The organism is Photobacterium kasasachensis (genome assembly GCF_050336885.1).
Taxonomy (GTDB): domain Bacteria; phylum Pseudomonadota; class Gammaproteobacteria; order Enterobacterales; family Vibrionaceae; genus Photobacterium; species Photobacterium kasasachensis.
In genome coordinates, this window is record NZ_JAKJSH010000029.1 from 26,998 (window position 1) to 52,059 (window position 25,062).

19 protein-coding genes and 1 riboswitch are annotated in these 25,062 nt (G+C 44.1%); of the genes, 6 read left to right on the forward strand and 13 right to left on the reverse strand.

The window, feature by feature from the left end; translation table 11 throughout:
• Window positions 1-37 precede the first annotated feature (37 nt).
• The 3 genes from L4D19_RS27295 to L4D19_RS27305 form a co-directional block, all read right to left on the reverse strand.
• Window positions 38-2,026 (reverse strand): methyl-accepting chemotaxis protein, encoded by a 1,989-nt coding sequence (locus tag L4D19_RS27295; RefSeq protein WP_428455015.1) that lies wholly within the window; start codon window positions 2,024-2,026, stop codon window positions 38-40.
• A gap of 415 nt (window positions 2,027-2,441) precedes the next feature.
• On the reverse strand, window positions 2,442-3,497 hold the full coding sequence (locus L4D19_RS27300; RefSeq protein ID WP_428455016.1) for a DUF2955 domain-containing protein: 1,056 nt from the start codon (window positions 3,495-3,497) through the stop codon (window positions 2,442-2,444).
• 10 nt (window positions 3,498-3,507) lie between these two features.
• Window positions 3,508-4,572 (reverse strand): HlyD family secretion protein, encoded by a 1,065-nt coding sequence (locus L4D19_RS27305; protein ID WP_428455017.1) that lies wholly within the window; start codon window positions 4,570-4,572, stop codon window positions 3,508-3,510.
• Between the two features lie 99 nt (window positions 4,573-4,671).
• Between L4D19_RS27305 and L4D19_RS27310 the strand changes: the two genes are divergently transcribed.
• On the forward strand, window positions 4,672-5,529 hold the full coding sequence (locus L4D19_RS27310) for a LysR family transcriptional regulator (protein WP_428455018.1): 858 nt from the start codon (window positions 4,672-4,674) through the stop codon (window positions 5,527-5,529).
• A gap of 725 nt (window positions 5,530-6,254) precedes the next feature.
• On the opposite strand, the gene L4D19_RS27315 is transcribed toward L4D19_RS27310, so the two are convergent.
• A complete protein-coding gene (locus L4D19_RS27315; protein WP_428455019.1) occupies window positions 6,255-7,616 on the reverse strand; it encodes a diguanylate cyclase domain-containing protein in 1,362 nt (453 codons plus the stop codon).
• A 1,149-nt stretch (window positions 7,617-8,765) separates the two neighbouring features.
• Here L4D19_RS27315 and L4D19_RS27320 point away from each other — a divergent pair.
• The 3 genes from L4D19_RS27320 to dapA all read left to right on the forward strand — a co-directional run bounded on the left by L4D19_RS27320 (window position 8,766) and on the right by dapA (window position 12,491).
• On the forward strand, window positions 8,766-9,689 hold the full coding sequence (locus L4D19_RS27320) for a helix-turn-helix domain-containing protein (RefSeq protein ID WP_428455020.1): 924 nt from the start codon (window positions 8,766-8,768) through the stop codon (window positions 9,687-9,689).
• Window positions 9,690-9,947: 258 nt separating this feature from the next.
• Window positions 9,948-11,129: a DUF3103 domain-containing protein gene (locus tag L4D19_RS27325; RefSeq protein WP_428455021.1), complete on the forward strand. Its 1,182-nt coding sequence runs from the start codon at window positions 9,948-9,950 to the stop codon at window positions 11,127-11,129.
• 163 nt (window positions 11,130-11,292) lie between these two features.
• A riboswitch (Lysine riboswitch) is annotated at window positions 11,293-11,464 on the forward strand.
• Between the two features lie 133 nt (window positions 11,465-11,597).
• A complete protein-coding gene (gene dapA / locus L4D19_RS27330) occupies window positions 11,598-12,491 on the forward strand; it encodes a 4-hydroxy-tetrahydrodipicolinate synthase (protein ID WP_428455022.1) in 894 nt (297 codons plus the stop codon).
• A gap of 59 nt (window positions 12,492-12,550) precedes the next feature.
• Here the strand turns inward: dapA and L4D19_RS27335 are convergent, their stop codons facing one another.
• From L4D19_RS27335 to L4D19_RS27345, 3 genes are read right to left on the reverse strand one after another with little or no spacing between them, the layout of a single operon-like run.
• Window positions 12,551-12,934, reverse strand: a complete 384-nt coding sequence (locus L4D19_RS27335) for a hypothetical protein (protein ID WP_428455023.1) — start codon at window positions 12,932-12,934, stop codon at window positions 12,551-12,553.
• The gene (locus L4D19_RS27340; RefSeq protein ID WP_428455024.1) at window positions 12,935-16,126 is read right to left on the reverse strand and encodes an efflux RND transporter permease subunit; all 3,192 of its coding nucleotides are present in this window, start codon (window positions 16,124-16,126) and stop codon (window positions 12,935-12,937) included.
• 12 nt (window positions 16,127-16,138) lie between these two features.
• The gene (locus tag L4D19_RS27345) at window positions 16,139-17,389 is read right to left on the reverse strand and encodes an efflux RND transporter periplasmic adaptor subunit (protein WP_428455025.1); all 1,251 of its coding nucleotides are present in this window, start codon (window positions 17,387-17,389) and stop codon (window positions 16,139-16,141) included.
• A 176-nt stretch (window positions 17,390-17,565) separates the two neighbouring features.
• Between L4D19_RS27345 and L4D19_RS27350 the strand changes: the two genes are divergently transcribed.
• Window positions 17,566-18,504 carry a LysR family transcriptional regulator gene (locus L4D19_RS27350; protein ID WP_160648327.1) on the forward strand — a complete coding sequence of 313 codons (939 nt, stop codon included), beginning with the start codon at window positions 17,566-17,568 and terminating at the stop codon, window positions 18,502-18,504.
• Between the two features lie 3 nt (window positions 18,505-18,507).
• Here the strand turns inward: L4D19_RS27350 and L4D19_RS27355 are convergent, their stop codons facing one another.
• A complete protein-coding gene (locus L4D19_RS27355) occupies window positions 18,508-19,443 on the reverse strand; it encodes a DMT family transporter (RefSeq protein WP_428455026.1) in 936 nt (311 codons plus the stop codon).
• Between the two features lie 95 nt (window positions 19,444-19,538).
• On the opposite strand from L4D19_RS27355, the gene L4D19_RS27360 reads away from it, so the two are divergent.
• Window positions 19,539-20,474, forward strand: coding sequence for a LysR family transcriptional regulator (locus L4D19_RS27360; RefSeq protein ID WP_428455027.1), 936 nt, complete (start codon window positions 19,539-19,541; stop codon window positions 20,472-20,474).
• On the opposite strand, the gene L4D19_RS27365 is transcribed toward L4D19_RS27360, so the two are convergent.
• From L4D19_RS27365 to L4D19_RS27385, 5 genes are all read right to left on the reverse strand, one after another.
• Window positions 20,450-20,806 carry a nuclear transport factor 2 family protein gene (locus L4D19_RS27365; protein WP_428455028.1) on the reverse strand — a complete coding sequence of 119 codons (357 nt, stop codon included), beginning with the start codon at window positions 20,804-20,806 and terminating at the stop codon, window positions 20,450-20,452. The two genes, L4D19_RS27360 and L4D19_RS27365, sit on opposite strands and share 25 nt — an antisense overlap.
• A 330-nt stretch (window positions 20,807-21,136) precedes the next feature.
• Complete coding sequence (locus L4D19_RS27370; RefSeq protein WP_428455029.1) at window positions 21,137-21,982, reverse strand: sulfotransferase family protein; 846 nt, start codon at window positions 21,980-21,982, stop codon at window positions 21,137-21,139.
• 209 nt (window positions 21,983-22,191) lie between these two features.
• Entirely contained in the window at window positions 22,192-22,503 is a 312-nt protein-coding gene (locus tag L4D19_RS27375) for a hypothetical protein (RefSeq protein WP_428455030.1), read from the reverse strand.
• Between the two features lie 153 nt (window positions 22,504-22,656).
• Complete coding sequence (locus L4D19_RS27380; protein ID WP_428455031.1) at window positions 22,657-23,865, reverse strand: hypothetical protein; 1,209 nt, start codon at window positions 23,863-23,865, stop codon at window positions 22,657-22,659.
• A 160-nt stretch (window positions 23,866-24,025) separates the two neighbouring features.
• The gene (locus tag L4D19_RS27385; protein WP_428455032.1) at window positions 24,026-24,889 is read right to left on the reverse strand and encodes a hypothetical protein; all 864 of its coding nucleotides are present in this window, start codon (window positions 24,887-24,889) and stop codon (window positions 24,026-24,028) included.
• Window positions 24,890-25,062 lie beyond the last annotated feature (173 nt).

Sequence of the window (25,062 nt, forward strand, 5' to 3'; positions counted from 1 at the left end):
TGTTTTGTCGTCGGTAAACAAAATTGCATGCAATGGGTTAATGCAATTTAAACTTACTAACCAGTGCCCCCAGTTGAGCGTTAGCAGCAGAGAGGCTTTGCGTACTGTCCACGGTTGCTTGTCCGTTCTGAGCCAGTGCCGACACCATCTCCCGGATGTTGTTCATGTTACGGCTAATTTCTTCGGTTACCGAACTTTGCTCTTCAGACGCTGTTGCTATTTGACTACTGAGGTCATTGATTTCAACAATTGAGCCGGTCATCGCATCCAGGCTGTTTGATACCCTTTCCGCGTTTTCAGCAGTACGTTCACAGCTTGATTTCGTCACTTCCATTGCCTCAACCGCACTGGTGGTGTCTTGGCGCAGCTTGGTCAGAAGCTCATTAATTTCAGCCGTGCTGGTTTGGGTTCTTGCAGCAAGCGAGCGGACCTCATCGGCCACCACGGCAAAACCGCGCCCCTGCTCACCAGCCCGTGCAGCTTCGATAGCGGCATTCAGAGCTAACAGGTTAGTCTGATCTGCTATTTCACCAATCACCCCCAATACACTGACAATCTGCTGCGTATTCTCGTTCATTGTATTAATGCTTGACGATGCAGTACCTACTTCTTCAACCAGAACCTTCATACTTCCAGACGCTTCAAACACATCATTTTTTGCCATCACAGCTTCGTCATTGGCCTTCTGGGTATTAACGGCCGTATCCGTGGCGCTCTGAGCGACCGTATCGGCCGTGGCGCTCATTTCAGTAATGGCTGCTACTACTTGCTCCGTCTCAGAGGCGTGTTGAATTAAGGCTTGATTGTTTTGCTCAGACTGAGAATTAAGTTGCTTGATACCGTCAGTAATATGGTCTGTTGCTTGTGATATCTCCAGAAGCATAGATTGCAAGTATATAATGAAATTATTTACCGATTGACCGATGTCTCCCAACTCATCATTGGACGTAATGTCAATCCGAGAGGTTAAGTCTGCTTCTCCGGTAGATAAGGTATCAATGCGCTCTTTAAGCACCACTAGGCTTTTAACTATTGCGTTAAGTGCCAATACACCCACCAGCAAAGAGAGCACGAGCAGTACAGCAACAATCGTTATGCTCATGTACACTTTTTCGGTAAATATCTCTTCTGTCGCGCTCGTCAAGCCTTCTTGAATATTTATTACGTCACTCTCATAAGTGCCGGTGGCAATAGTCCATCCCCACTCAGGGAAAATATTCCTGGCGTAGGCCAGCTTGTTTTCAGTTTTTTGGGTCGTCGGGTTTTCATACTCAATTTTTACAAAAACCTCGGACTTGCTTTTTATACTATTTGCAATCTTGGTTGTGTTAGCAATAGTCTTCCCGACAACAGCCGCCTTAGGGTGAGCCAGAATCTTCCCGTTTCTGTCCTGTATCCAAAAGTAGCCATTCTGGCCATATTTAGAGGAATTGATAGTTTGAAGTGCCGCCTCAATTTCATCTTGCTTGAGAGTACTGATGTACTCACCCGTTGCTATAACGAGATTTAAAGGCTTGAAGTAAACGGATGCCGTCAGCTTTTCTTCGGCTTCATGGGTTACCGGATTCAAGAAGTGATAACTGGTAAAACCAACCGTATCGGCCTTGGCTGCATTGACAATATTTCGAGCGTAAAACTTGCCGTCAGTATCTTTCTCATTGTAAGCACTCGTACCGATAATCGTTACGTTAGCACCATTTGCTTTGTTAATGATCGTATCGGCATCATACGCGAAGATATAACGACCATTATCCCAACGGTATCCGTTAATAAACGCGATAACACTTGTTTCTCCATCAATAGGTGATGCGCTGTTGTTATAAATTCGCTCAATTGCACCTCTAAACGTAGTTATCTCAGCAGCCAGCTCTTTCTTGATGTTTTCTTGTTTCGAATTCTCATAATAATACGCTATCGAACGGGTTACAGTGTCGACCTGTCCGCTTAGGTTATCATTCAATAAGCTTGTAACTTTATGATTAACATTGTCTCTCTCTGTCTCAACCACAGATTTTTCTGTGTTCATAAGATTTACAATGAAAAAACCACTCATTATAAGCACCGGAATGCATATTGCGGCGGTTAGCTTGTTTTTAATTGTAAGTTTAATTTTCCTAACCCTCTGATAATAAAGGCATTTATTCTATCGTTCGTAATGGTTATGCACCACCACTCATTTGCGCACATAATATATTCTTTCTTAGAAATAATTTGAAACAATTTGTTGCTTTTTAAGGCAAAAAAATTGTGAAAACCAATAATTTAAACTCTGATAATTCCCCAGAGACAACTACGCACGACGCATCAGTACAAGGAACAAGAGATAGGAAGAAAAAAGTGAGCTTCGAGGGTACAGTTATCTGAATTTCTGGCAAAAAAACCAGCTCTCGGCTGGTTTCAATGCGATGGTTAAATTAATGGACACACTATTCGATCATTTATTAATCAGCGCTCACCTTACACCGTGAATACCGATTATTTTTCATACCAGAGTACTTTTTTCCAACTGGTTTTAATAACAGATGGCGGATCCCATGATGAACAACCCAGATCAGCATTACAGTCATGGTTACCGAGATAAAGATTGAGCTAAATCGATATAAAATTGAAAAGAAAGCATCTTTCTGTTCCGGTATTACAGCTGTTGTAAGTGGAACTGAAAGTGCCGACATTGCAGAGAAAGCTATTGCTGATTTAATTTGTCCCTTGGTCTGCCAGTGGCAGAATGGCCCCATTGCAATAGTAAATGCTAACCAATAGATGATTCCGTGACCAAACCAATTCCCCAATATTAATTGCACGGCCAACCCAGCAATACACCCCAAGCCAGTACCAATTATTCTCACCTTTGCCACAGCCATCGAACCAGCAAGGGTCATCGGTGCAATAATGATAATGATCGATGCCAGTGCCGATAGCGAATCGTAGAGATCGGCTACCTGAAATACGATGAAAGCGGCCATAGACACAACCCACCCTAAAGCAACTTGTGCGATATAATCGATATCCTGCTTTACTGGCGTACTCATTTCACTTAAACCAACATCTTTCTCATCCGCAGGAAACAACCAAAATGCCAGTGCACATATCGCAATATTTGCCAACGTAATAACCCATAAATTGACATTGAAGTCTTCAATATCGATAAAGTCATAACTTGCAAAATTCAGAACAATTGAGCCGACCAATAACCCCATAAAGCCAAATAGATACGTTTGGGGCTTCATCATCGCAATGCAATAGACAAGCATCATGATGCCAACACCAACTGTCAGAGAAATGGGATATGGCTGAAGTAGCTCGATCAGGAATGTAGCAAGTAATGTTGTCCAAATAGCGGAAGCAACCACCATAAGCAACATGGGTAGATTAAAGCGCTCCAGTTTTCCCAGCACAAATAACGGTAACATGATGGTAAAAAAACCATATGACCAATCAAATATTATGCTGAGAGCCAACCCCAAAGAACAGCCAAACCATATACGTAGTGTCTTCATAGAACCAAACTCAGTATATAAAGTGAAGCCAACTGGCCAGATACACTTGAGTTTTTGCCATCAGTGACCAGAAAGTATTACCTGATGGGTATAGAACTATGGTTGCCCTTGAGCCAACAAACAGTGAATTTGGCAGACGTTCATTATTATCTAGGTTAACCCGAGTACGCTGTGCATCACGCACCCACCGGTTGTTTTTTTCTACTTGCGTTAGCGAACCATTGGGTTGCTGCTGAGCTGCAGCCACACCGTAATCTCGGCTTACGATAGAGAAGCGATACACCTTTCCCGGGTTTGCATCAAAGGTGACTAACGCAGAATAGTTCGCATCAACATCTGCAACGGACTTTTCACGAAAATCAGCTGCGACCCACAAAGAGCCTGTCGGAACAAATGTGAGCAAAGGTGAATTCACCCTCGCCGTCGTTCCCACTTCAAGCTGCAGGTTGGTAACCACACCATCACTTGGTGCTGTTACAACAGTATGCGATAAATCCAACTGCGCTCTATTAACCATATTTTTCGCTAACAATACCGCCGTACTTTGACCTTTCCCATCCCCCAATTGTGCTTCAATCACTTTAAGATTTTGCTTCTGTGCTCGAAGGGTCGCTCTTGCAATATGATCCTGAGCCGCAGCATTGTCGACCTTAGATTGCGAGATCACGTTTTTTTGCGATAGCTTTTCAAGTCTCTGATACTCGCGGTGTGCATTATTATAGCTGGCAAGTGCTCGGCTAATATTGGCCTGTGCAGCCTCTCTTTGCGAATATAACGTCTCTTCTTTCTCAAATGCAGACTTTAGAGACAAGTTAGCTTTATCCAGCGCAATGGTATATTTACGATCATCTATTTCAAATAATGCCTCGCCTTGCTTTACTTTTTGATTGTTCCGAACATAAACCTGAGTAATTTTACCTGTTACCTCAGGTGCTACTTGAACAACATACCCCAGGACTCGACCTTCTGTTGTTAAAGGGGCATGACGATCAGCAACAATGATATAAGCAAATACTAGAATAAAGCAGACAATGAGAATACGCATCCAATTTTTAAACTGTTGATCAGCATTCATTATGAATTCCATAAATATAAATTTTCGGCCGATTATAGAGAAAGCTATTGAGATTCAGTAGAATGACATTTAGCACACTTATGACCTAAAATCAGAACAATGAAAGTAAACTTCAACGACCTCAGGCTGTTTATTCAAACCGTGGAGCATGGTGGTATTAGTTCAGCGGCGGCTGCCAATAAGATCCAGCGTTCAAAAATCAGTCGCCGATTACAAGAACTTGAAGCTGCATTGGGATGTCAGCTCCTCATTCGCACCACTCGAACCATTGAGCTGACAGAGAAAGGTAAACAACTGTACGAACTGGCATCACAGCCCATCGCCAAGTTAGAACAAGGGATAGGCGTATTTAGCGAGCAGCAGCAAAGCCTCACTGGCACAGTTAGAATTGCAATTCCGACGGCTATCATGACTCTGTCAGCTTTCAAAGAAATCATAACCAAATACACAAGCCGTTTTCCAAACATAAGCGTTGAGATTGAAAACCACCAGGAAAGTGTTGACTTGAAACGACAAGCCTTTGATCTTCAACTACTACCGAGTGTCGCTAAAGTGAGCGATGATAGCTATATCCAATTTAGCCTGCTTTCTTACCGCAGTCATCTGGTTGCATCAAAGCACTACCTATCAGAACATCTCCCAATTACATCAATGGAAGATCTGAAAAGTCACCGTCTATTGACCAACCGCTATAACGCCAATCTTATTCCTTCAGAACTCCATGTTTCAGTCAAATCGGATGACCTAAACCTGCTAAGAACCATGGCCATCGACGGTAATGGGATTGCATTTATTCCTGAAGCTCATTCAAGAAAAGCTATTGAAGCTGGACTACTCGAAGAAGTGATGCCTTGCTTTGAGTATCCAGATCACCAAATCACTTTAATCTACCCATCAGCTTTTTTTCTTCCAGAGAAAATTAAAATTCTGATTGAACTGTTTAGGGAATATTTTTAGTCGTCGGTGCTTGGTGCTCATCAGTCTACTGCACTCAGCCTGCAAGGCTCGCTCTACTCTGCTAGTCTCTCTTTACCTTGCTAATCGAAGCCTAGTCAATGCCATATTCCCTTTTCAACAGACATGCAAAATACCACTAAGGTACATTCACCGTCCTATTTTTAGGTTGCATGTGTTGGATTATTCGCGCTACAGATAGAGAGTGAAGATCTCTATAATTAGAATTCTTTCTGATGATACCACTACTCATCTTCATGACAGTTATACCAATCTGGATAAGTAGTTGTTCAGATAGTTGCGCAGGAAAAATCACTTAGAACAAGGCATGAATTGCAGCTAACTAGTTACTCTAATGACAAAATTCATAACGCAGTTAAAAGTGATTTTAACCAGCAAGAATGATCAAATACTTATGTAGATTGGTATTAATACAAGGGTTTGTGAGTCGTGAAGTGTTCAGTTCATTGGCGAGATCATGATGTAACTAACGACAATAAAATCCAATGTTGTACTAACAAAAATTGGGAAAGGACTGGGGTTTTCATGAGAATTGACATATATCAGCTTGTTGTTGAGATATTAGTAATATTTGCCAACTACTTACTCATTCTACTTTCACCCTACCTCATAATAGGTATATTACTAAGAATTAGTCGAGCAAAGAGAAGCAAAGTTACTAAATAACGACTAATTGATCGTCCATGCGCTTGAACTATACCGATTAATCACTTTGTCAGATATTTAAGCTTTTTTTTCTGCTCGTACATGTATTTATCTGCATTAGCAAGCATCTGTTGAATACTAATATCTTGGCCATGATAAATAGAGTAGCCAATACTTAAAGAAGGTTTAATCTGATTGCCACACCATACAAGAGGATCTGACTCAACTGATTGGTATATATGCTTAACAATCTTTTTAATCTGCTCTTGTTTAGATACCCCTCGAAGGACTACCATAAACTCGTCACCTCCAAACCGCGATACTGTATCCGAAGCACGTACAGTATCAACAAGCCGATTTGCGACATACTTTAATAATTCATCTCCAGCCTCATGACCTAAATTATCATTCACTAACTTAAAACCGTTTAAGTCAATATACAGCAAAGCGAAAGGCTGTTTATTATCAGCAGGTGCCATTAATCGCTCCAACAGTGTGATAACAAATCGACGGTTTGGTATCCGTGTCAATTCGTCATGTAACGAATCCTTGTGTGCACTCTTATAGCTTCGATACAAAAGGACGACTGAGAAATAGCAAATTAGAGCCACGAAGCCGCCAATAGATCGGACGACAGCTTCTGTAAATTGAATCTGTTCAATATTTCTAAGTTGATAGTTTGCTGCTAAAAGCAACTTACCGGTCGGTAAGTTAATTGGAAACTCCATATCAGAATTACCAAATGTGCTTGCTTTTCCATAAAATACCGGTCCGGTAGAAGCATCTAACCTCTGTTTTCGAAGCGAAATCTCTGCACCCTCAAAGCTTGATAGTCCAGAGTCATCGAGTATTGTCTCATAGTCCATGACCACGCTCACACTCCCCCAATAATCTCCGTTCGTAGGATAATCTGAGAAAATTGGATAACGGGCTATTATCGCGACGCCTCCTTGTACTAGCTCAACAGGACCAGCAATGTAGACACTCTGTAACTCTTTAGCAAACATCACTGTTTTATATTGCTCGGAACGAGTTCTGAAGTCGAAACCAACGGCAGCCTCGTTCCCTTCTAGAGGGTAAACATGAGTGATAACATTGTCAGGAGCAAGGCCGACATTACGAACATAACGAGCTTTATCAAGAAGTTTTCCTGCAATAGTCGTCCAGTTCTCTTTCGCAAAATCAGAATCAATAGAAACCACTGTTGCAAGGCTATCGGCAAGGTAAGTATCTTTATAAATGCCTGCTTCTATATTGGAGCGAACTAGAGCCAGATTCTGGTGAATGCTTTCCTTCTCATTACTGATTTCCAGTTCAACAAAAAAATCAGTTACCGTGTTCACGACAAATACAGAAGCAGCTACGAAAATCGCAGTCAGCAACATGAATAGAAACTTTTCTATTGGGCTTGAGCCAGAAAACATGAAACTCCTGAGCGATTAATTCGTAGATTGCGCCGCTTGTCGTATAGATAGACAACAAATAACCGCATTATAACTGATATATTTATCAGCTAACAGGCTTAATAGAAGCTATTCATAAGAGCAACTACTTGCATATATAGCTCAACATTTACCACATATTAGTCACGATCATGTAGGTAACAAACAAGAAACCGCCCTAACAGTCTACCAATTTCCTTCATGGTCATTTTAACCATGATCCGATTAATTTGTTTTCTTACACCTCTCCACCTGAACGGTTTGCCGACTATCAGATGTGCTATTCTGCTGACTATCCGACATCATCTCGACTGCACCTATAGACAGGTAAAGTCAAAGACAGAATTAAACACTGATACTATTAGACTGTTAAAAAATGATCACGCGTGGAGTGTTAAGTATCTTAAATATACCCAATAAGGAGAGATACAAACTAGGCTACTCTAAAGAATTTCGATAAATGAATAACCTAGAAAACAATAAATCAAAAACACTTCTAAAGTATCAAAAATAAATTGAGTAATATCAACACTCATAGCTGTCCTTAACCTTCATAAACATACATTACTCTGTATGATTTATGTATCATAACGCCAATCACATTAGCATATATTTTACGGGCAATATATGGTTCAAAGTATAATTGCGTCTTTTGTACAATACTTATGGAGGCTGTACTTCCTCACACATATTAAACTGTAGGTTTGAATATTAACAATCCAGACATCCATCGCATGCCAAAAATAATCCAAAATACATCAAACATTAATAGTTCATTATTTATTCAACCCTTAAAAGTATGACAAATATGACTAGAGGTGAGCAATATCATCACACAAATAATCATATACAATTGATTTATCAGTTAACTTCTATAGTAAATTAGTGACACTCAAATTTGCGTGTTTTGTACAATTTATCCAAGAAATAGAGGTTTCACTTGGTTTTTTCCAGTAAAACAACACGTTAATATATGCTTACTGTTGATAAGCAAGAAAATTCCTGCTCCGCATTTCACAAAGTGCTAACTTAGTAATAGACAATACATTTTACATATGAGAGTGTGATACTCATTCCAAAAACAGACCTCAGCATTAATAACAATATACCAATATGATTACAAAGGATTCGTTGAATCATAATGATATAGAGCAGTTTGCCGCCTCTTTAGCTCATCTTGATCAGACTGTGAAACAATTATCTGGACGTACGTTCAATTTTTCCAATGATTTAGTTCTCTTCCCCAAAGCTATGCTGTCGAGAATTCATATAGGGAAGCAAGCCATGTTTCATGGTGTTTGCCATAGTGATCATTTCGCATTTACGATCCCTAGTAATAACACAGCAATAAGAGTTAATGGCATACAGGTTAATGCCGATGATAGCTTGTACATTATGCCGCCATCAGAAGAAATCGTCGCTTTATTTGAACAAGAGTTAAACGGCTACCACTTTAGTATTGAGAGCAAGTTCCTGGCTAAACATATCGGCCATGAACTACATTCAACTTTGATACAAAAGTCTGAGGTTGTAAGATCAGGGAAGGCGAATTTAAATTCATACCAAAATTTCAAAAACCAGCTATTCAGAAACATTGATTATTCGCTCAAACACTGCGACAGCCTGTCTGAAATGGCCGTATTGGACATACAATGCTATATTGCCAACGCGATAAGAATACTCTTTATAGATGATAGCAACGAGTTAAAAAAATCAGGCATTCCATACAACAAACGACATGCCATTGTCACAAGAGCACTTGAATATATCAACAGCAGCCATGACATCTATGTATCAATACCAGATATCGCTGAACAATGTTTTTGCAGTATCAGAACATTAGAATATGCCTTTAAGCAGCTGCTTTCCGTTACACCTAAGCAATATTTGACAATTCGGCGCTTGTATATGATCAGGCAAGATCTTGCCTCTAAAAATTGCAATAACATTGCTCAACTATTGAGTCTGTATGGTGTGGTTAACCAAGGTCGATTTAGCAAAGACTACTTTAGAATGTTTGGCGAGTATCCTAAGAACACATTAAAGTCCCGATAATCCACCTTCAGCTCAAAGATATAGCAGGAAGCCTAAAGCCTTTAGGCTTCCTGCCCTTAAAGAATACAACGGTTTTGCCAAACCACGCTCAGTGTGACATCTGGGTGAAGAACCAGCCATTGAAGGGCGCTGTATTTGATCTTGTCAGCAATAATTTGCTTTGTTTTTGAGATTATATTGAATTGACCTATGCCATGACGGACTATTAACCATAGAGCTTTAGCTCTATACACAATAGAAACTATCCAGAGGCATACAATGAAAAAAATAACACCAATATGCTTATTACTCGCTTTGACTGTGGCTGGGTGCCAGTCTGATGAACAGGCTACCAATCAATCTCCCAATCAAAATGCCGAAGTCATTGCACAGCACAAACAGGGGCTGGCTAAACAGCTGAGTACCAGTTACGCAGATATTGAACAAACCCTTAAATCTCAAATCTCTGATCAGAACCTAACAATTTCGCTATCAACACTGCTAATCGAAGAACCTGAGTCGTCTTTTACCCAGCAAATGTACAAAGCCGATACCAGTATAAGGACGATGAAAGGCGTTTCTGCCTATACAGATGAACTACTTGAAGTAAGACTTGCTGACAAGTCCATGGTACAAGAATGGAAAGACGGCATGAGCCCTTTGTTCGCCTTTGAGCCAAAAGGTGATGATGAATCATGGCAATATATCGAAGCCTACGACATCTACGGGCAGCTTCATCAGCTTGATGCGTACAAAATGCCTGACGTGCCTGTGTTTGTTGTCGACAACAACAGTGCTAAAGAGCTAAAAGCAGGTCTGCAGGCAATGCAAGCTGAGATGCAAAAACTGGGTCAGCCTGCTGTAATACAGGGTGACAGCGATACCGTCCAGCAAACACAGCTTAAGTCCAGTTTTGGAACCAGCTCAGCGTCGCCAATCTCAACAACCGCAATCAAAAAGATTCGCTTGGCGGATGATGAGGAACCATGGATTTCCGGCAAGGCCGAAGTCTATGCCATTGTTACCGGTGTTAACCCAAGCCGAGACGAACCGACACTCGACTTGATTGAAATGCCGTACCTCGATTATGACAACAAGGATTACTATCCGAACCAGATTGCCATCCACTGGTCTCGCTACCGCTGGGGCGCTGCCGACATGATTTTAATGGAGCAGGATGACGGAACGGATTATAAAGAACTGGCTAAATTACTCGTAAAAGTAGCGGAAGAAGTGCTAAAAATGATCCCGGATCCTGAGGTTCAGGCTTATGCCATCATTCCGCAAATTACAGGCAAGATCATTGCCGCCATTCCTGATGGCCTGCTAGTTAATGATGATGACTATGTCGATGTTTACTATACGTTAATGCAAGATACCTCGTATGTTGATCATCCGGGAGCTGGTGGAAACGCCATTGCCACATTTGAACCATTGACTATCTCACCTACCCGTCCTTAATATATGCATCGGCGCTACCGAGTACGTAGCGCCTTTTTTGTGCCCTCTTAGTCTGTATATTCGAGCACCCTGACGGCTTATCAAACTCTTTCTGCATAAATATTCACAACATTATTGACACATTGCCATGTTAGATGTTTGAATCAAGGCATCCCGAAATGATGGGATCAGAAGAGGTGCGTTAACCAGGGAGTCTGTTCGAGGTATCCAAATACCAATGACAGCAGATAAGGGGGGATTAACGCCGAGATAGGTTTGCGTTTGGAAGTAATACTTATCGGTTGCTGGGGCTGAATCCCCAGGACTGTCACCTATGGTGGAGAGCTTCTGGTGTTTGTGTTTTATCGCCTTTCTTGTGGCCTCTAGCCCCTGGCGCCTTCGCAATACCAAGCTCTCTTTACGGATAGCAACAAGTTCGGACAAGAGATGCCTAATCACACTACAACTCCCGCTTACGGGAATGAACGCTTGCAACAGACTACATTATGGACGGCCCTCATCACTCCGTTCCTGCCTGACGAGTCTATTGATTTTGCAACCCTGAGCCAACTCGCCAAGGAACAAGACACCGCCGGGAACGGGATCCTACTGCTAGGCAGTACCGGCGAAGCACTGGCAATGACCCAAGACGAGCAACAAGCCATTGTCCGGCATGTTTGTGATATGTCACTTTCTGTACCTTTAATGGTTGGTGTCGGCGGTTTTCAGCTACACCAGCAGCTACAGTGGCTGGATTTCCTGAAAGATTATCCAATTGATGCCCTGCTCTTACCCGTGCCACTTTATGCAAAGCCCGGCGCAACCAGTCAGCGAAAATGGTTTAGCAGCCTGCTTGATGCCAGCAACTGGCCGTGTATGATTTACAACGTGCCTTCTCGTACCGGTGTCGCTCTCGATGAGCAAGTACTGGGGCAGCTTGCAGAGCATACCAATACCTGGGCTGTGAAAGAAGCCAGCGGGAGTGCCGATATATTCAGTCGCTATTACCACTCTGCACCATCGCTCGAGTTCTTCTGTGGTGATGACGGCCTGCTCGTTGATTTTATTGCCAAAGGCGCATGCGGCCTCGTTTCTGTGGCTGCCAATGCCTGGCCAGAAGCCACTGCACGCTATGTCAGACAGAGCCTTGATCTTGCTAGCGACGCTAACCAATCCGAACCAAGTTTCAAAACCTTGTGGCAACAAGCGGGGAATAGCCTGTTTTGCGCCGCAAACCCAATTCCGGTGAAAGCATTAATGAAACGTCAGGGGCGCATTGCGAGTGCTGAGCTTCGCCCTCCTCTTTACAGTGAAGAGTTACAGGAGCTAACCCCGCTTCTGGAAGCAGATGCTGCTGTTAATCGGTGGGTAGCAAATATCTAATAAAAAACGGGGAAGCACCTATAAAGGAGCTTCCCCGTTGCTGATTAAAAATCTAGCCGTTATAAGCTATCGACACTCGCCAGGTGTTCAGTACTGTTAGGATCATAGTCACACAAACTGGTTCCAATCGGTTCAATAATCCACCCTGAACCAACCGTCAGTTGAACTGGCGTGTCACTCTGGCAATTATCATCCTCATGTACTTGCCCTCTCATACCAACCTGCAGTAGTCGATAATCCTGAGGTCCACCATCAATACGCTGGTTCGGTAACGTGCCGGCTTCAATATCACCAACTTGCCACAAGTGCTGCTCTAACGAGCGCATTTGAATGCGGGCCAAATCACTCGCAAATATCTCAGGCGGATCACAATCACCCCCTACCCAACTACATGCTGTCAGTAACAATGCCGATGCAATCAAACAGTATCTGAACATATCCATTTAGCTCGCCTCAATCACTCCGTCAGGCCCAACTTTACTTTTCTCTTCTGCTTTATTCAGGGAGGCCCTTCCTAAATATTTGCGTATCAGCACATAGAATACCGGCGTCAGCAACAGACCAAAGATAGTGACACCAATCATGCCGGAGAACACCGCAACCCCCATCGCCTGGCGCATTTCTGCACCGGCACCTGTCGAAATCACCATCGGCAGTACCCCCATAATGAAGGCTATCGAGGTCATCAGGATCGGTCTTAAGCGCTGATGGCTGGCTTCAAGGATAGCTTCCCTTACGGTAAACCCTTCATGTTCCTTCTCGCGGGCAAATTCGACAATCAAAATCGCATTCTTCGTAGCCAAACCCACCAGAACAATAAAGCCAATCTGGGTGAAGATATTGTTGTCACCGCCATAGATGATCACGCCGGTAATAGCCGACAATAAGGTCATCGGTACAATCAAAATGATGGCCAGCGGCAAGCTCAGGCTCTCGTACTGTGCAGCCAGCACCAAAAAGACCAACAGTACAACCAACGGGAAAACATACATCGCCGTATTACCAGCCAGCTGTTGCTGATAGGCCAGTTCCGTCCACTCATAGCTCATGCCATGTGGCAGTGTTTCTGCCAGAATTTTCTCCATTGCGGCCTGAGCCTGACCGGAGCTGAATCCTGGAGCCGGAGACGCATTCACCTCTGCGGTCGTAAATCCGTTATAGTGCATGACACGATCCGGACCAGCTGAATGATGAACCGAAATAAACGATCCCAGCGGGATCATATCGCCACTGGCATTGCGCACTTTCAACTGAGCAATCTGCTCGGGCTCCTGTCGGAAGCTATCCTGTGATTGGACATTAACCTGATAGTTGCGACCGAACTTGTTGAAGTCATTCACATACAGTGAGCCAAGGTTAATCTGCATCGTGGCAAATATGTCATCCACCGAGACACCCTGCATTTTCGCTTTTTCACGGTTCACTTCAACATCAATTTGCGGCGTATTCACCTGAAAACTGGTAAATGCACCTGTCAGCTCCGGCGCCTGCCAGGCTTTCATGATCACTTGCTGGGTGACGGCATAGAGCTCCTCGTACCCCAGATTTCCTTTATCTTGGATCTGTAGCCGGAAGCCGCCGATATTCCCCAAACCATTCACCGGTGGCGGCGGGAAGATCGCAATAAAGGCATCTTGAATGCTCGAGAACTTACCGTTAAGCGCCCAGGCAATGGCATTCCCCGACAGGTGCTCTTCCTGACGCTCCGCAAAAGGCTTCAACGTAACAAAGACTACCCCCGAACTTGGACTGTTGGTAAAGCCGTTGATGTTCAGGCCAGGGAAGGCAACCGACGATTCAACACCGGGATGCGCCAGCGCAATGCTCGACATTTCACGGATCACATCTTCAGTCCGATCCAGCGACGATGCGTCAGGCAACTGAGCAAACGCGACTAAATACTGCTTATCCTGCGATGGTACATAACCAGTTGGTGTTTCAACAAACTGGTAGCCTGTCAGAGCCAATAGTCCGGCATACAACACCATGACAATACCCGCACCACGGATCACTCGCTTCACCGTACCGGAATAGGCATTACTGCCCCAGTCAAAGAAACGGTTAAACGGAACGAACAACCAGCGTCCGAACAGCCAATCAATCAGCTTACTCAAACCGTCTTTCGGCGCTGTTTTACTGCGCAGGAGCAATGCAGATAACGCCGGGCTCAGGGTCAGCGAGTTCAGTGCCGAAATCACCGTCGAAATGGTAATCGTCAGGGCAAACTGGCGATAGAACTGGCCGGTCAGGCCCGACATAAATGCTGTCGGGATAAATACCGCAGCCAACACCAGGGTAGTTGCAATGATCGGACCCGTTACTTCTTTCATCGCCTGCCTGGATGCCGCTATCGGCGGTAAGCCGTTTTCGATATTCCGCTCAACGTTTTCGACCACCACAATCGCATCATCGACCACAATACCAATGGCCAGTACCAAGCCAAACAGCGAGAGCGCATTAAGCGAGAAGCCCAAACCATGCATAATAGCGAAGGTACCGATTAGCGAAACCGGAACAGCTGCAAGAGGAATGATCGCCGCGCGCCAGTTTTGCAGGAACAGTACCACCACTACGACAACCAGCAATAAGGCTTCAAATAGTGTCTTCACTACCGCATCGATAGAACCACGGACGAACACTGTCGGGTCATAGACAATTGAGTAATCAACGCCTTGTGGAAAGTTCTCTTTGAGCTCGGCCATTTTGGCGCGGACACCATCAGAGATCTCGATGGCATTTGAACCCGGACGCTGGAAAATCGGAATAGCTACAGCATGTTTGTTGTTCAACAGCGAACGTAATGAATAGCTATTGGCACCCAGCTCAACACGTGCAACATCGCTCAGACGAACAATTTGCCCTTGTTCACCGACTTTGATCACGATATTACGGAACTCATCTTCCGTGCTCAGACGGCCTTTTAGGTTGATCAGCAACTGGAAGTTATTTTCGGCCGTAGGCTGGGCGCCAAGACTACCGGCTGCAGCCTGCTGGTTCTGCTCGCGGATAGCATTAACAACATCCATTGCCGTCATATTCAGGGCAGCGAGTTTAGGCGGATCGAGCCATATTCGCATCGAGTACTCACCGGCACCGAACAGACGAACGCTACCCACCCCTTCAACACGCGCCAGCTCATCTTTTACATTGAGGTTGGCGTAGTTCGACAGGTATAGCATGTCATGACTATCATCAGGCGAGGTTAAGTGCACCACCATCGTCAGATCCGGCGATGACTTCTCTGTGACTACGCCCAGACGCTGTACTTCCTGCGGCAACCGCGGCAATGCACGCGCTACCCGGTTTTGTACCAGCACCTGCGCATCATCAATATCGGTTCCCAGCTCGAACGTCACCGTCAGGCTGAGGTTCCCGTCCGACGTGGCCTGCGAAGACATATACAACATGCCTTCAGTACCATTAATGGCCTGCTCCAATGGCGTTGCTACCGTGTCACCGATCACCGTCGGGTTGGCTCCAGGATAGCTGGCCGTTACCACCACTGTTGGTGGAACCACTTCCGGATATTCGGTAACAGGTAATTGAAAGACGGCGATGGCACCGGCAATCATGATCATCAAAGAGATGACCCCTGCGAATATCGGCCGTGATATAAAAAATTGAGAAAACTTCATTGTTACTGTTCCTTAGCCGCGCTTACCTGCAAGCGGATCACTGCTGGCTATCGTGACTTCTGCCTGTAGCTCATCAACCCGTTGTTGCTGGCGTTTTATCTGTGCCAATGCCTCTTCGCTGGCCATTGCTGCCGGAGTTGGGTTCACAGCGGCTCCCGGACGAACACGTTGCAGCCCTTTCAGCACAATCGTATCGCCAGGCTGCAGGCCATCGCTGACCAATCGTAAGCCGTTGTGTTTTTTACCCAACTTAACCGGGCGATACTGAACCTTGTTATCCTGATCCAATACCAACACGAATTTGGTGTTTAGATCGGTACCAACAGCTTTGTCATCGATTAAAACGCCCTGATAGCTGGCACTGCCTGCCACTTTGATCCGTGCAAACAGGCCTGGCGTAAATCGACCATCAGTATTTTCAAACACGGCGCGGCCACGAATAGTACCGGTCTGCTCGTTGATTTGGTTATCCATGAAATCGATATGGCCGGAGTAAGGGAAACCTTTATTATCAGCCAATCCCATCATGACCGGTGATTTGTTGTCATGGGAATCAAGGCGGCTACCTTCACGCGCCAAACGCTTGTACTTCAGGTACGTCTGCTCATCGGCATCAAAGTAGGCATAAATCGTATCCGTCGAGACCAGCGTTGTTAGCAGGCTCTGCCCTGCCGTAACATAGTTACCTTTGGTGATCAGTGCACTAGACACTCGGCCGGAAATCGGTGCTTTAACTTTTGTATACTCAAGATCCAGTTTTGCCTGATCCAGCGCCGCCTTGCGAGACTGTACTCTGGCATTAGCTTGCTGGAAACTTGCCGCACGGTTATCTAACTCTTCCTGAGAAATCGCATTCTTCTTAATCAGCTTCTTACCGCGAGTAAGCTGGCGCTGAGCAAGTAGCGCCTGGCTTTCTGCATCAATCAGATCGGCTTTCAAACGGTTAACCTGCGCTTCAAGCGGCTTGGCATCAATCATGAACAAGACATCGCCAGCTTTGACCAGTGCCCCTTCCTCGAAGACAACCTGCTCAACATAGCCAGATACTCTTGGTCTCAGCTCTACGGTCTGCGGAGCCTGAAGGCGACCAGTGAACTCATCCCATTCGGTAACCCTTTCACTGATCACTTGCGCTACCGTAATTTGCGGTGCAGGCGGCTGATTCATCCCGGCCTGTTCTTCGCGCTGTGGTTGGCAGGCCATCAGCACGCTGGCAGCGACTGTGGCGAGAACCAGATTGCGTAGTCCTTGTTGGGTTTTCATTTTTTTCTCCATGGAATGTCGTTCTTTGGAGGCATTCTATGTCGATTAATACATCACAAATAATTTTAAATCTTTATCACACGTATAACTTATTGTGATGTATTGAGCAGGACTAGCCATTAAATACATAAAATACTATGATGTATCGCACCTCAATTGATAAACAGAACGACAGTATGCGCCCACAAGAACTGAACCTGCTGGTGATTTTTGATGCCATCATGACCGAGAAATCGATCACTCGTACTGCCGAGCGATTATCAATGACCCAGCCAGCGATCTCTAATGCTGTCGCCAGAATGCGGGCAGCATGGAAGGATGATTTGTTTGTCAAAGACGGCCGTAACATCCAGCCGACAACGTATGCCAAGAATCTCTGGGACCAAATCCGCGATCCTTTGCACAATCTCAATCAAGCCATTGAGCCTGATGTGTTTGATCCTCAAACAGCCAAACGCACATTTAGGATTGCTGTCAGTGATATTGTTGTAGATACCGTATGGCTCGACTTACGCCGTTATTTTGAAGCCCATGCACCGGGCATTAACCTGCATGCTGTGCCCTATACCATTACCAATGCCCAGCAAGTACTGGATGATGCGGAAGTCGATCTGGTGATGGGAGAAACGATTCCCGTGCCGGAAAGTATCCGCTCGACCCACCTTCTCGATATCTGTCATGTCTGCGCCATGCGTAAAGACCATCCGCTGGCTAAACCGGATTTAACCATTGAAGAATTTGCCAGTGCCGACCATCTGCTGGTGTCATTATCCGGTGACAGTTATGGCGCTACGGACAGAGCTCTTCATCAGCTAGGCATGACACGCCGCGTTGCTGTTACGGTTAACCATTTTGCCTCGGCCGCACCGCTTCTCATCGATAGCGATCTCGTCGCAATCCTGCCTGCCGCCGCAACCTATAAACACGTTGCCAGCGGCAAGCTATCAGTCACTCACAGTCCGGTTGAAATCCCGCGCGGTTCTGTGTCGATGTGGTGGCACAAACGCCAGGACGAAGATGCAGGCCTGCAGTGGCTGAGAGATCACATCCAGGAGAAGTTTGTTACTCGCTGGAACCAAAACCTGCGAGAAGTGTTTGAGTGCGTGTGCTCGTAACGGCTATAACTCTCTTGTCACGGCACTGGAGAGATTCATCTTAGTTTGAACAAACGACTTAATACGATCGTTGCTATTTGCTATCACTACACCAGCTGTTACCAGCACAATCCCAACCAATTGAGTAAGATATGGCATTGTTCCCAATGCCATACTGATCACAAGCGTAAAAACAGGGATTAGATTAAACATCGAGGTCACTTTTCGTGGCCCGATCACCTGCGTACCCTGCATCCAGAAATAATAAGCCACCAGCGTGCCGCATATCCCCATATATAGAATTATCATCATATCGCTTTGAGTCATCGACTGGATGGCAACAAGCGGGTGCTCTAACCAACAAGCAATTAACGCCATTTGGATAAACCCAGCTCCCAGTGTCCAGCGCAAAAATTGGCTCAACGGAATATGCGATACCCACTTCTTCGCCAATACCGTATACAAACAGCCACTGACCAAAGCTAACAAAGCCAGAACATCCCCGGATTGAAGTGTTAGTTGCTGCCAATTCCCCTTGGTAAGCACCAATAAAACACCGACAAGGCTAACCGCAGCCCCTATAAGGTGATATCGCGTAGTTTGCGTGTTCAAAATCAATGCAGACAATAACAAACCGGCCAATGGCATATTGGCAATAATGATAGAGGCATTCACCGCAGAGGTATGATCCAAGCTGATAAAGATTGCACAGTTTTGCACCAGCACACCAATAAAAGCCAGTAGCAATAAATAGATTTTGTCACGTCGGCTAAGGCTAGATTCCGGAGTGCGTCGCGATAACCTAAGAAGCAGCAAGCAAGCACATGCAACTCCAAAGCGAATAGTTGCCGCGACAATAGGCGTCATTGATGGGCTAAGCCCCTGAATAGCATTGAAATTGCTCCCCCAAAAGAAAATGGCAAATAGCACCCCAAGCCAGATTTTAGTTGTATGTCTCATAGAATTACCTACCGAATGGATTTACATTGTCATGGCAGGATATAGATTGCATAATTGATTATTAATAGCCAATAACAAGAGTGTAGCTATCAATTATGAGAGGCCACTCCCTGGATGATTTACACCTCTTTGTACTTACAGCCCAATATCAGAGCCTGACGCAGGCTGCAGCGAAGATTGGAATGCCTCTGGCTACGCTGAGCCGGAGAATTAAAAAGCTTGAAGAGCAACTCAACTGTCGCCTGATCGATCGCAGCGCCCACCATTTTGCTTTAACCACCGACGGCGAGCGCTACTTCCAACTCAGTCAGCCCTTCATTACCGGTCTCAATAACGTGAAAGATCTGATTGAGCTTGACCGCGAAGAACTCACAGGCCAAATCAAGATCTCAGCACCTATCAACATGACTCAAGTGTGGCTCAAACAGTGCATATATGACTTTGCCTTCAAGCACCCGGCCATCCAGATTGACCTGCAAGTGCAAAACGAAAAAATCGACCTGATCTCGGAGCAAGTCGATGTCACTTTTCGTGTAGGGGATCCTATTGAACCCGACTGGATTGCGCGAAAGCTGTGGCAAATCCCATTCGCACTTTGTGCCTCTACCCTTTACCTGGAGCAGCACCCTCCGCTTACTCACCCGTCGGAGCTATCAAAGCATCGGTTGTTATCTATCAGCCCTTCGAAGGTCTGGCAAATGTATCACCAGCACAGCGGTGATAGTTTCTCTGTAAACGTTAACTCTCCCTTTCAGTCCAACGATGTACTGCTGATAAGAGACGCGGCCCAACAAGGACTTGGGATCGCCTGGATGCCTCCTTATTATGTTCACGATGCACAGCAGCAAGGCCACGCTTTAGTACCTGTGCTACCCGAATGGACAGGCGAAGCGATTGATGTCTTTCTCATGTATAGAGATAAAGATAAGCAACCAGCAAGAGTTAAAGCTTTTATCCAGCATGTATTTGACTGGAAAGCGAAGTTGGCATCCAGTTTTATGACTAATCAAAGTCCAGACACATCTGCATAAATACGATATTTGGTTATTAACCCATCCTTAATTGTAAGAATAGTGGCAAACCGAGCAGAATAGTGGCTACCATCTTTCCTGATATAATCGACTGTCCCATTGCAGATACTCTCAGTACCCTGTTGCCAGACTCCTTCGAGCGTATGAGACATTTTTTCAATAGAGTGGAAAAAATGACGATTAATATCAAGAACAGCCATTTTCCCTGTCACTTGCTCTGCATTGGAAAATTTAAAACAAACATCTTCATCCAGAAAATTTGCTAAGCTATCGGCATCCCTATTATCGACTATTTGATATAGCTTGTTCATATAATCATTAACACTATTCATTTTAATATCCTCATATATAATTTAGGCTTTCATAGATTAATCAGATGAAATGTTAATCTATTGATAATCACCACTGAGCGCTTGTTATTAGTAACTCTATACATTGGTAGGGGTTATTAAAATTTGATAATTTCTATCATAATTATTACATTTGATTATACGTCAACATAAGCCAATGATTTAATTACCTTTAAACTATTCACCTCAGACATATATATAATCAGTTTAGTAACGTAAAGAAAATCGAAAATATAAGGTGGAACTTTCAGAAAATAGTGGTCAAGTGTTCTTGACCACACTGAAGGCTGCAAATTAGGTATGTTAACTAAGTCAGCAAGCGTTTTGGGTATCTACCAATAGCTTCTCGATCATCCCATCAGCTAGGCTTGAGACCTTCGGAGATAACTCCAAGGTGTTTCCTTTTCGAACCGACTCAGTATGTATGTCACGGTAGATGTAATCTGGGAGCGTGAAAGGAAGATTCATTTGTCGAAACAAACTCTCCAACATGTCAGAAGGTTGATTAACAAACTGATCGTAGTTAAGCAGGTGGACCCTATTGTGAGTATTCAGTTTCTGGGAAAAATAATGCTCGTTTCGAAGGTACCAAAAAAGTGTGGCAGCATCGGCAGGGTTCATTTCAGGATGGTAATATTGCTCTATTAACTTTTGAGACTCTGTTGATACATTCTCTGACAACCAGGTTCTTGACGAACTTACAGCGTAATCTGGATCACAGACAGGCCTGATATTATCTCTAGCGCCTTCATCGGGGCCAAATTTCTTCAAATTAGAACACGCAACATCTCTATAATCTCGATAAAGCCATATTGCGTGCGCATCTTCAAAATATTCCATGATCTCTAATGCGCGCTGGCTCTCAACCAAGGGTTTACAAACAATAAGCGGAGCGGGTGAAGAGTCTATTATTGCCCTGACATTATCAAGTTGGTTCAGGCGTAATCGTTCAGGATCCTTGCTACTAAGAGGGCTATATTCACCAAAAACACAAGAGTATGGGAGCTGATCAAACACATGGGTTAACAACGTCGTCCCCGATCGCTGGCAGCCAAAAATAAAGATGACTTTCTGTTGATGTGAGTGATAACGTACTCGCTGAAACCACGGTTTAAACAAGTTATTAATGCGCGACCTTGACGTGATAATGGTTTTCATAGCAATCACTCTTCCCTGGCAAGTAAAAGTCAACTGACTGTCAGTATAGAGTGTCATATCAATCAAACGGGTCAATTAGTCAAAATCATCACTTAGCCCACTATAAATGGTACTAAAGTTTAGAGAATATCAGGCTTGGTATTATGGTGAGTGCCAGTGCTAGCTTAAACTTTAGCCAGCACTAGAACCGTTAGATATGAAGTAAAGGATTATTGTCTTTTGTCACTGTGGAAGGCGAAACGGCTATACACATTTCCTTCTTCAGTTACGGCCTTAAACTTGATTGATCTTGAGTTGTTGATCGAGATAGGAAGAAAAACCCGTCCATTTTCGTCAGTCTGGAACGTTTGTCGTACCTGGGGCACATTCACCAGTGACACAGTTGCGTTCGCAGCTGGCTGACCTTGTTCGGTCACTGTTACCCAAGCGCCATGCGACATACTCGAAATTCTGAGATCTGCCAGAGAGACTGACGAAAACGTCATGGCCATGGCCGCTAGAATAAGATGTGTCTTTCTCATTTTATTTCTCCATCACTCTTAACCACACTGGCTACTTCCACCACGTGAAATGCGCTCCATGGCATTACATGGTGTTAGCCGAACATATCGTTAATAGTAGCCGTATGTACTTATCTCCATGGCCATGAAGATAGAAATCAAAAGAGATTCGCATTACAGAGACACAATCTTATCTTTAAATTCAGCCTGCTCGACATTGCTAAGGGTATTTACCCCATCCCGACCGTCAATCAGATCGGAAACCATTACCTTACCGTCCTGATTACTCGATATATGATATTGAGAGAAGTCCCCAGAAAAAATAACCGTATTCTTCCCATTATTACCCGTGATGTTATTATCCAATTGATTCACAATCACATTAACATCGTTGTTTCCCGTCAAGGTAATATCTTTCAGGTACTGAGAATGATGGGTATAGGGTTTCTTCGGGTCAAAATGCAAACTAAAATCACCGCTGAAACTGTCATCGATTCTGGCATTATAAGTGAGGTATGGATGAAAGAATTTGTTGCGCATTAACTGCGTACCCAATTTGTCCTCTGACATAATCTCATCGCGCGTTTTAGCAATATACACGCCCCACATACCATGAGTCTTACTTTCCGTCCATGCGCCCCACAGACCATAATAGGAATCGACAACAGAAGCTAAATATTCCTGTGACAGGCTATTTTCATTCCTCAGCTCTTCAATCCAGTCATGGCTCTCTGAACCAATCCCCCAAATTCCACCAGCAAGCGCTGATACTTGAGCATTGCGTATTGCCGCCTGATAAGCAGGTAAAACACCTATAAAGCTCTCGTACTGATCAACACCAATACCGGTATCATGAACCAAGTGGAGTATTTCTTCGTACGTCGCATCTCGGTGGTCATAGTCTTGCTCTATGTACCATTGATGCCCCTCAACTTGAATTTCATCCTGATATAACGGTTGTCCGTCAAGTTCAACCGCACGATTAGTGCCATCATCACTGCCATTTAGCAGCAGTAATATCGCCTTGTTCTCTGCCATCCTATTGGCTACGGCTGTTTTATCTGCGCCGTACTCTGCACCGGGATATGGCATCAAGTAGTGTTCGAGCACCGAACGCGCCCTGATAATCTGATTATCGGAAAGCTTATCCTGCGCAATGATATGAATAGCCTTACCGTTTGGCGCTGTCACCTTGGTATAGCGATTAAAGCCAAGTCGGCTGCTATAGGTTTCAGAGAGCTCTTCAGGCACATAGTTTATTCCAAGTGCCAGAGTTTGAGCCGATAGCTCACGATGAGTATTAGGTTGATATACAGAGCTTGATTTACAGCCTGAAATAGCGGCAACAACTATGGCCAAGGAGCCAGCAATAACTTTATTCACAACATACTTCTTCTTCGAAGGATTTATGACAAGTATGCCATTTTCATTCAGTCGTTAAGTACGGGTGTGTATGAATAGCCAGTTGCTGTGTATGGAGATGTAAGTCCACATTCCAAAAGCAAAAAAGCAGCCAGCCCCTCCAAGGAATAAGTCAACACACTCATTGCAGTAGCTTATTTCGGATAATATCCGTTTGGATCAGTTTCATATCAACTTTTGCAGAAGCATAAGGGATCACACCTTCACTTAAAGTTGTCATCTTATGAACTCGTACCAGCCTGTTTTGTATATCATAGAAAATTTCCCCCTTAGTAGTTGCCTTAGGAGAAATATCTGTACCTAATTCACTCTGTTCTGAAGTAATTGTAAGATCTATCTGAATATCACTGACATAACTGATCTGAGCAATGCCATCTTTAGTTCCATTTAAAGTGTAAGTGGTCACCAACTCACCGCGCATTCCCATCACACCGAAAAAATCCTCATCCAACGCATTTTTTACCACATAAGGCTTACCATATTCTAAATCCAAACTTATTCTAGGCTGCATATTCATCAGCTTTGCAAATACCAGTTTCAGAGATTCTTTGGTCTCTGTAGACACTTCATCAGGACTTACAGTATGAAAAACTGTCTTACCTTGATTACTTATCTCACCTTTCATGCTAATACCAGAATAGTCCTTAGCATGCGACTTAATACTTGGTATAAGAATTTCAGAGGTATCGTCTGAAATACGATGTTCCTGACTGATAAAATTAATCCATATAGGAATAGCTTTATCATTCCCCTCAAAGCCGGTCTTAACATTTGTTGTCACTACCGCCCAATCTTCCGAGTGTAATTGTTCAAGTTCGGTAGGAAACTTCTTCGCATCGGAGGGCAACAGCTCTCTAAAAACAAAATCCTGAACTTTGTGTCGCTCAATAATTACTTCTAGGTTTCTATTCTCGACAGTCTCCCAGTCAATCTTAACTCCGGCAAAACTGACAACCGGAATAAAACATAAAACAGCACTTACCAAACACTTATAACATATTCTGAACATTGTTAATCTAGTCTATATATTTATTAAGAGGCTCAGTCTACTCCGCCCATCACTACACAACTACTCCCGTTTCTGAATATGATAAAGCAATGGAATGCTCAACAAAATTTAACCCATAATTCGTGACAAGCATCATATAAGCCTTGGTC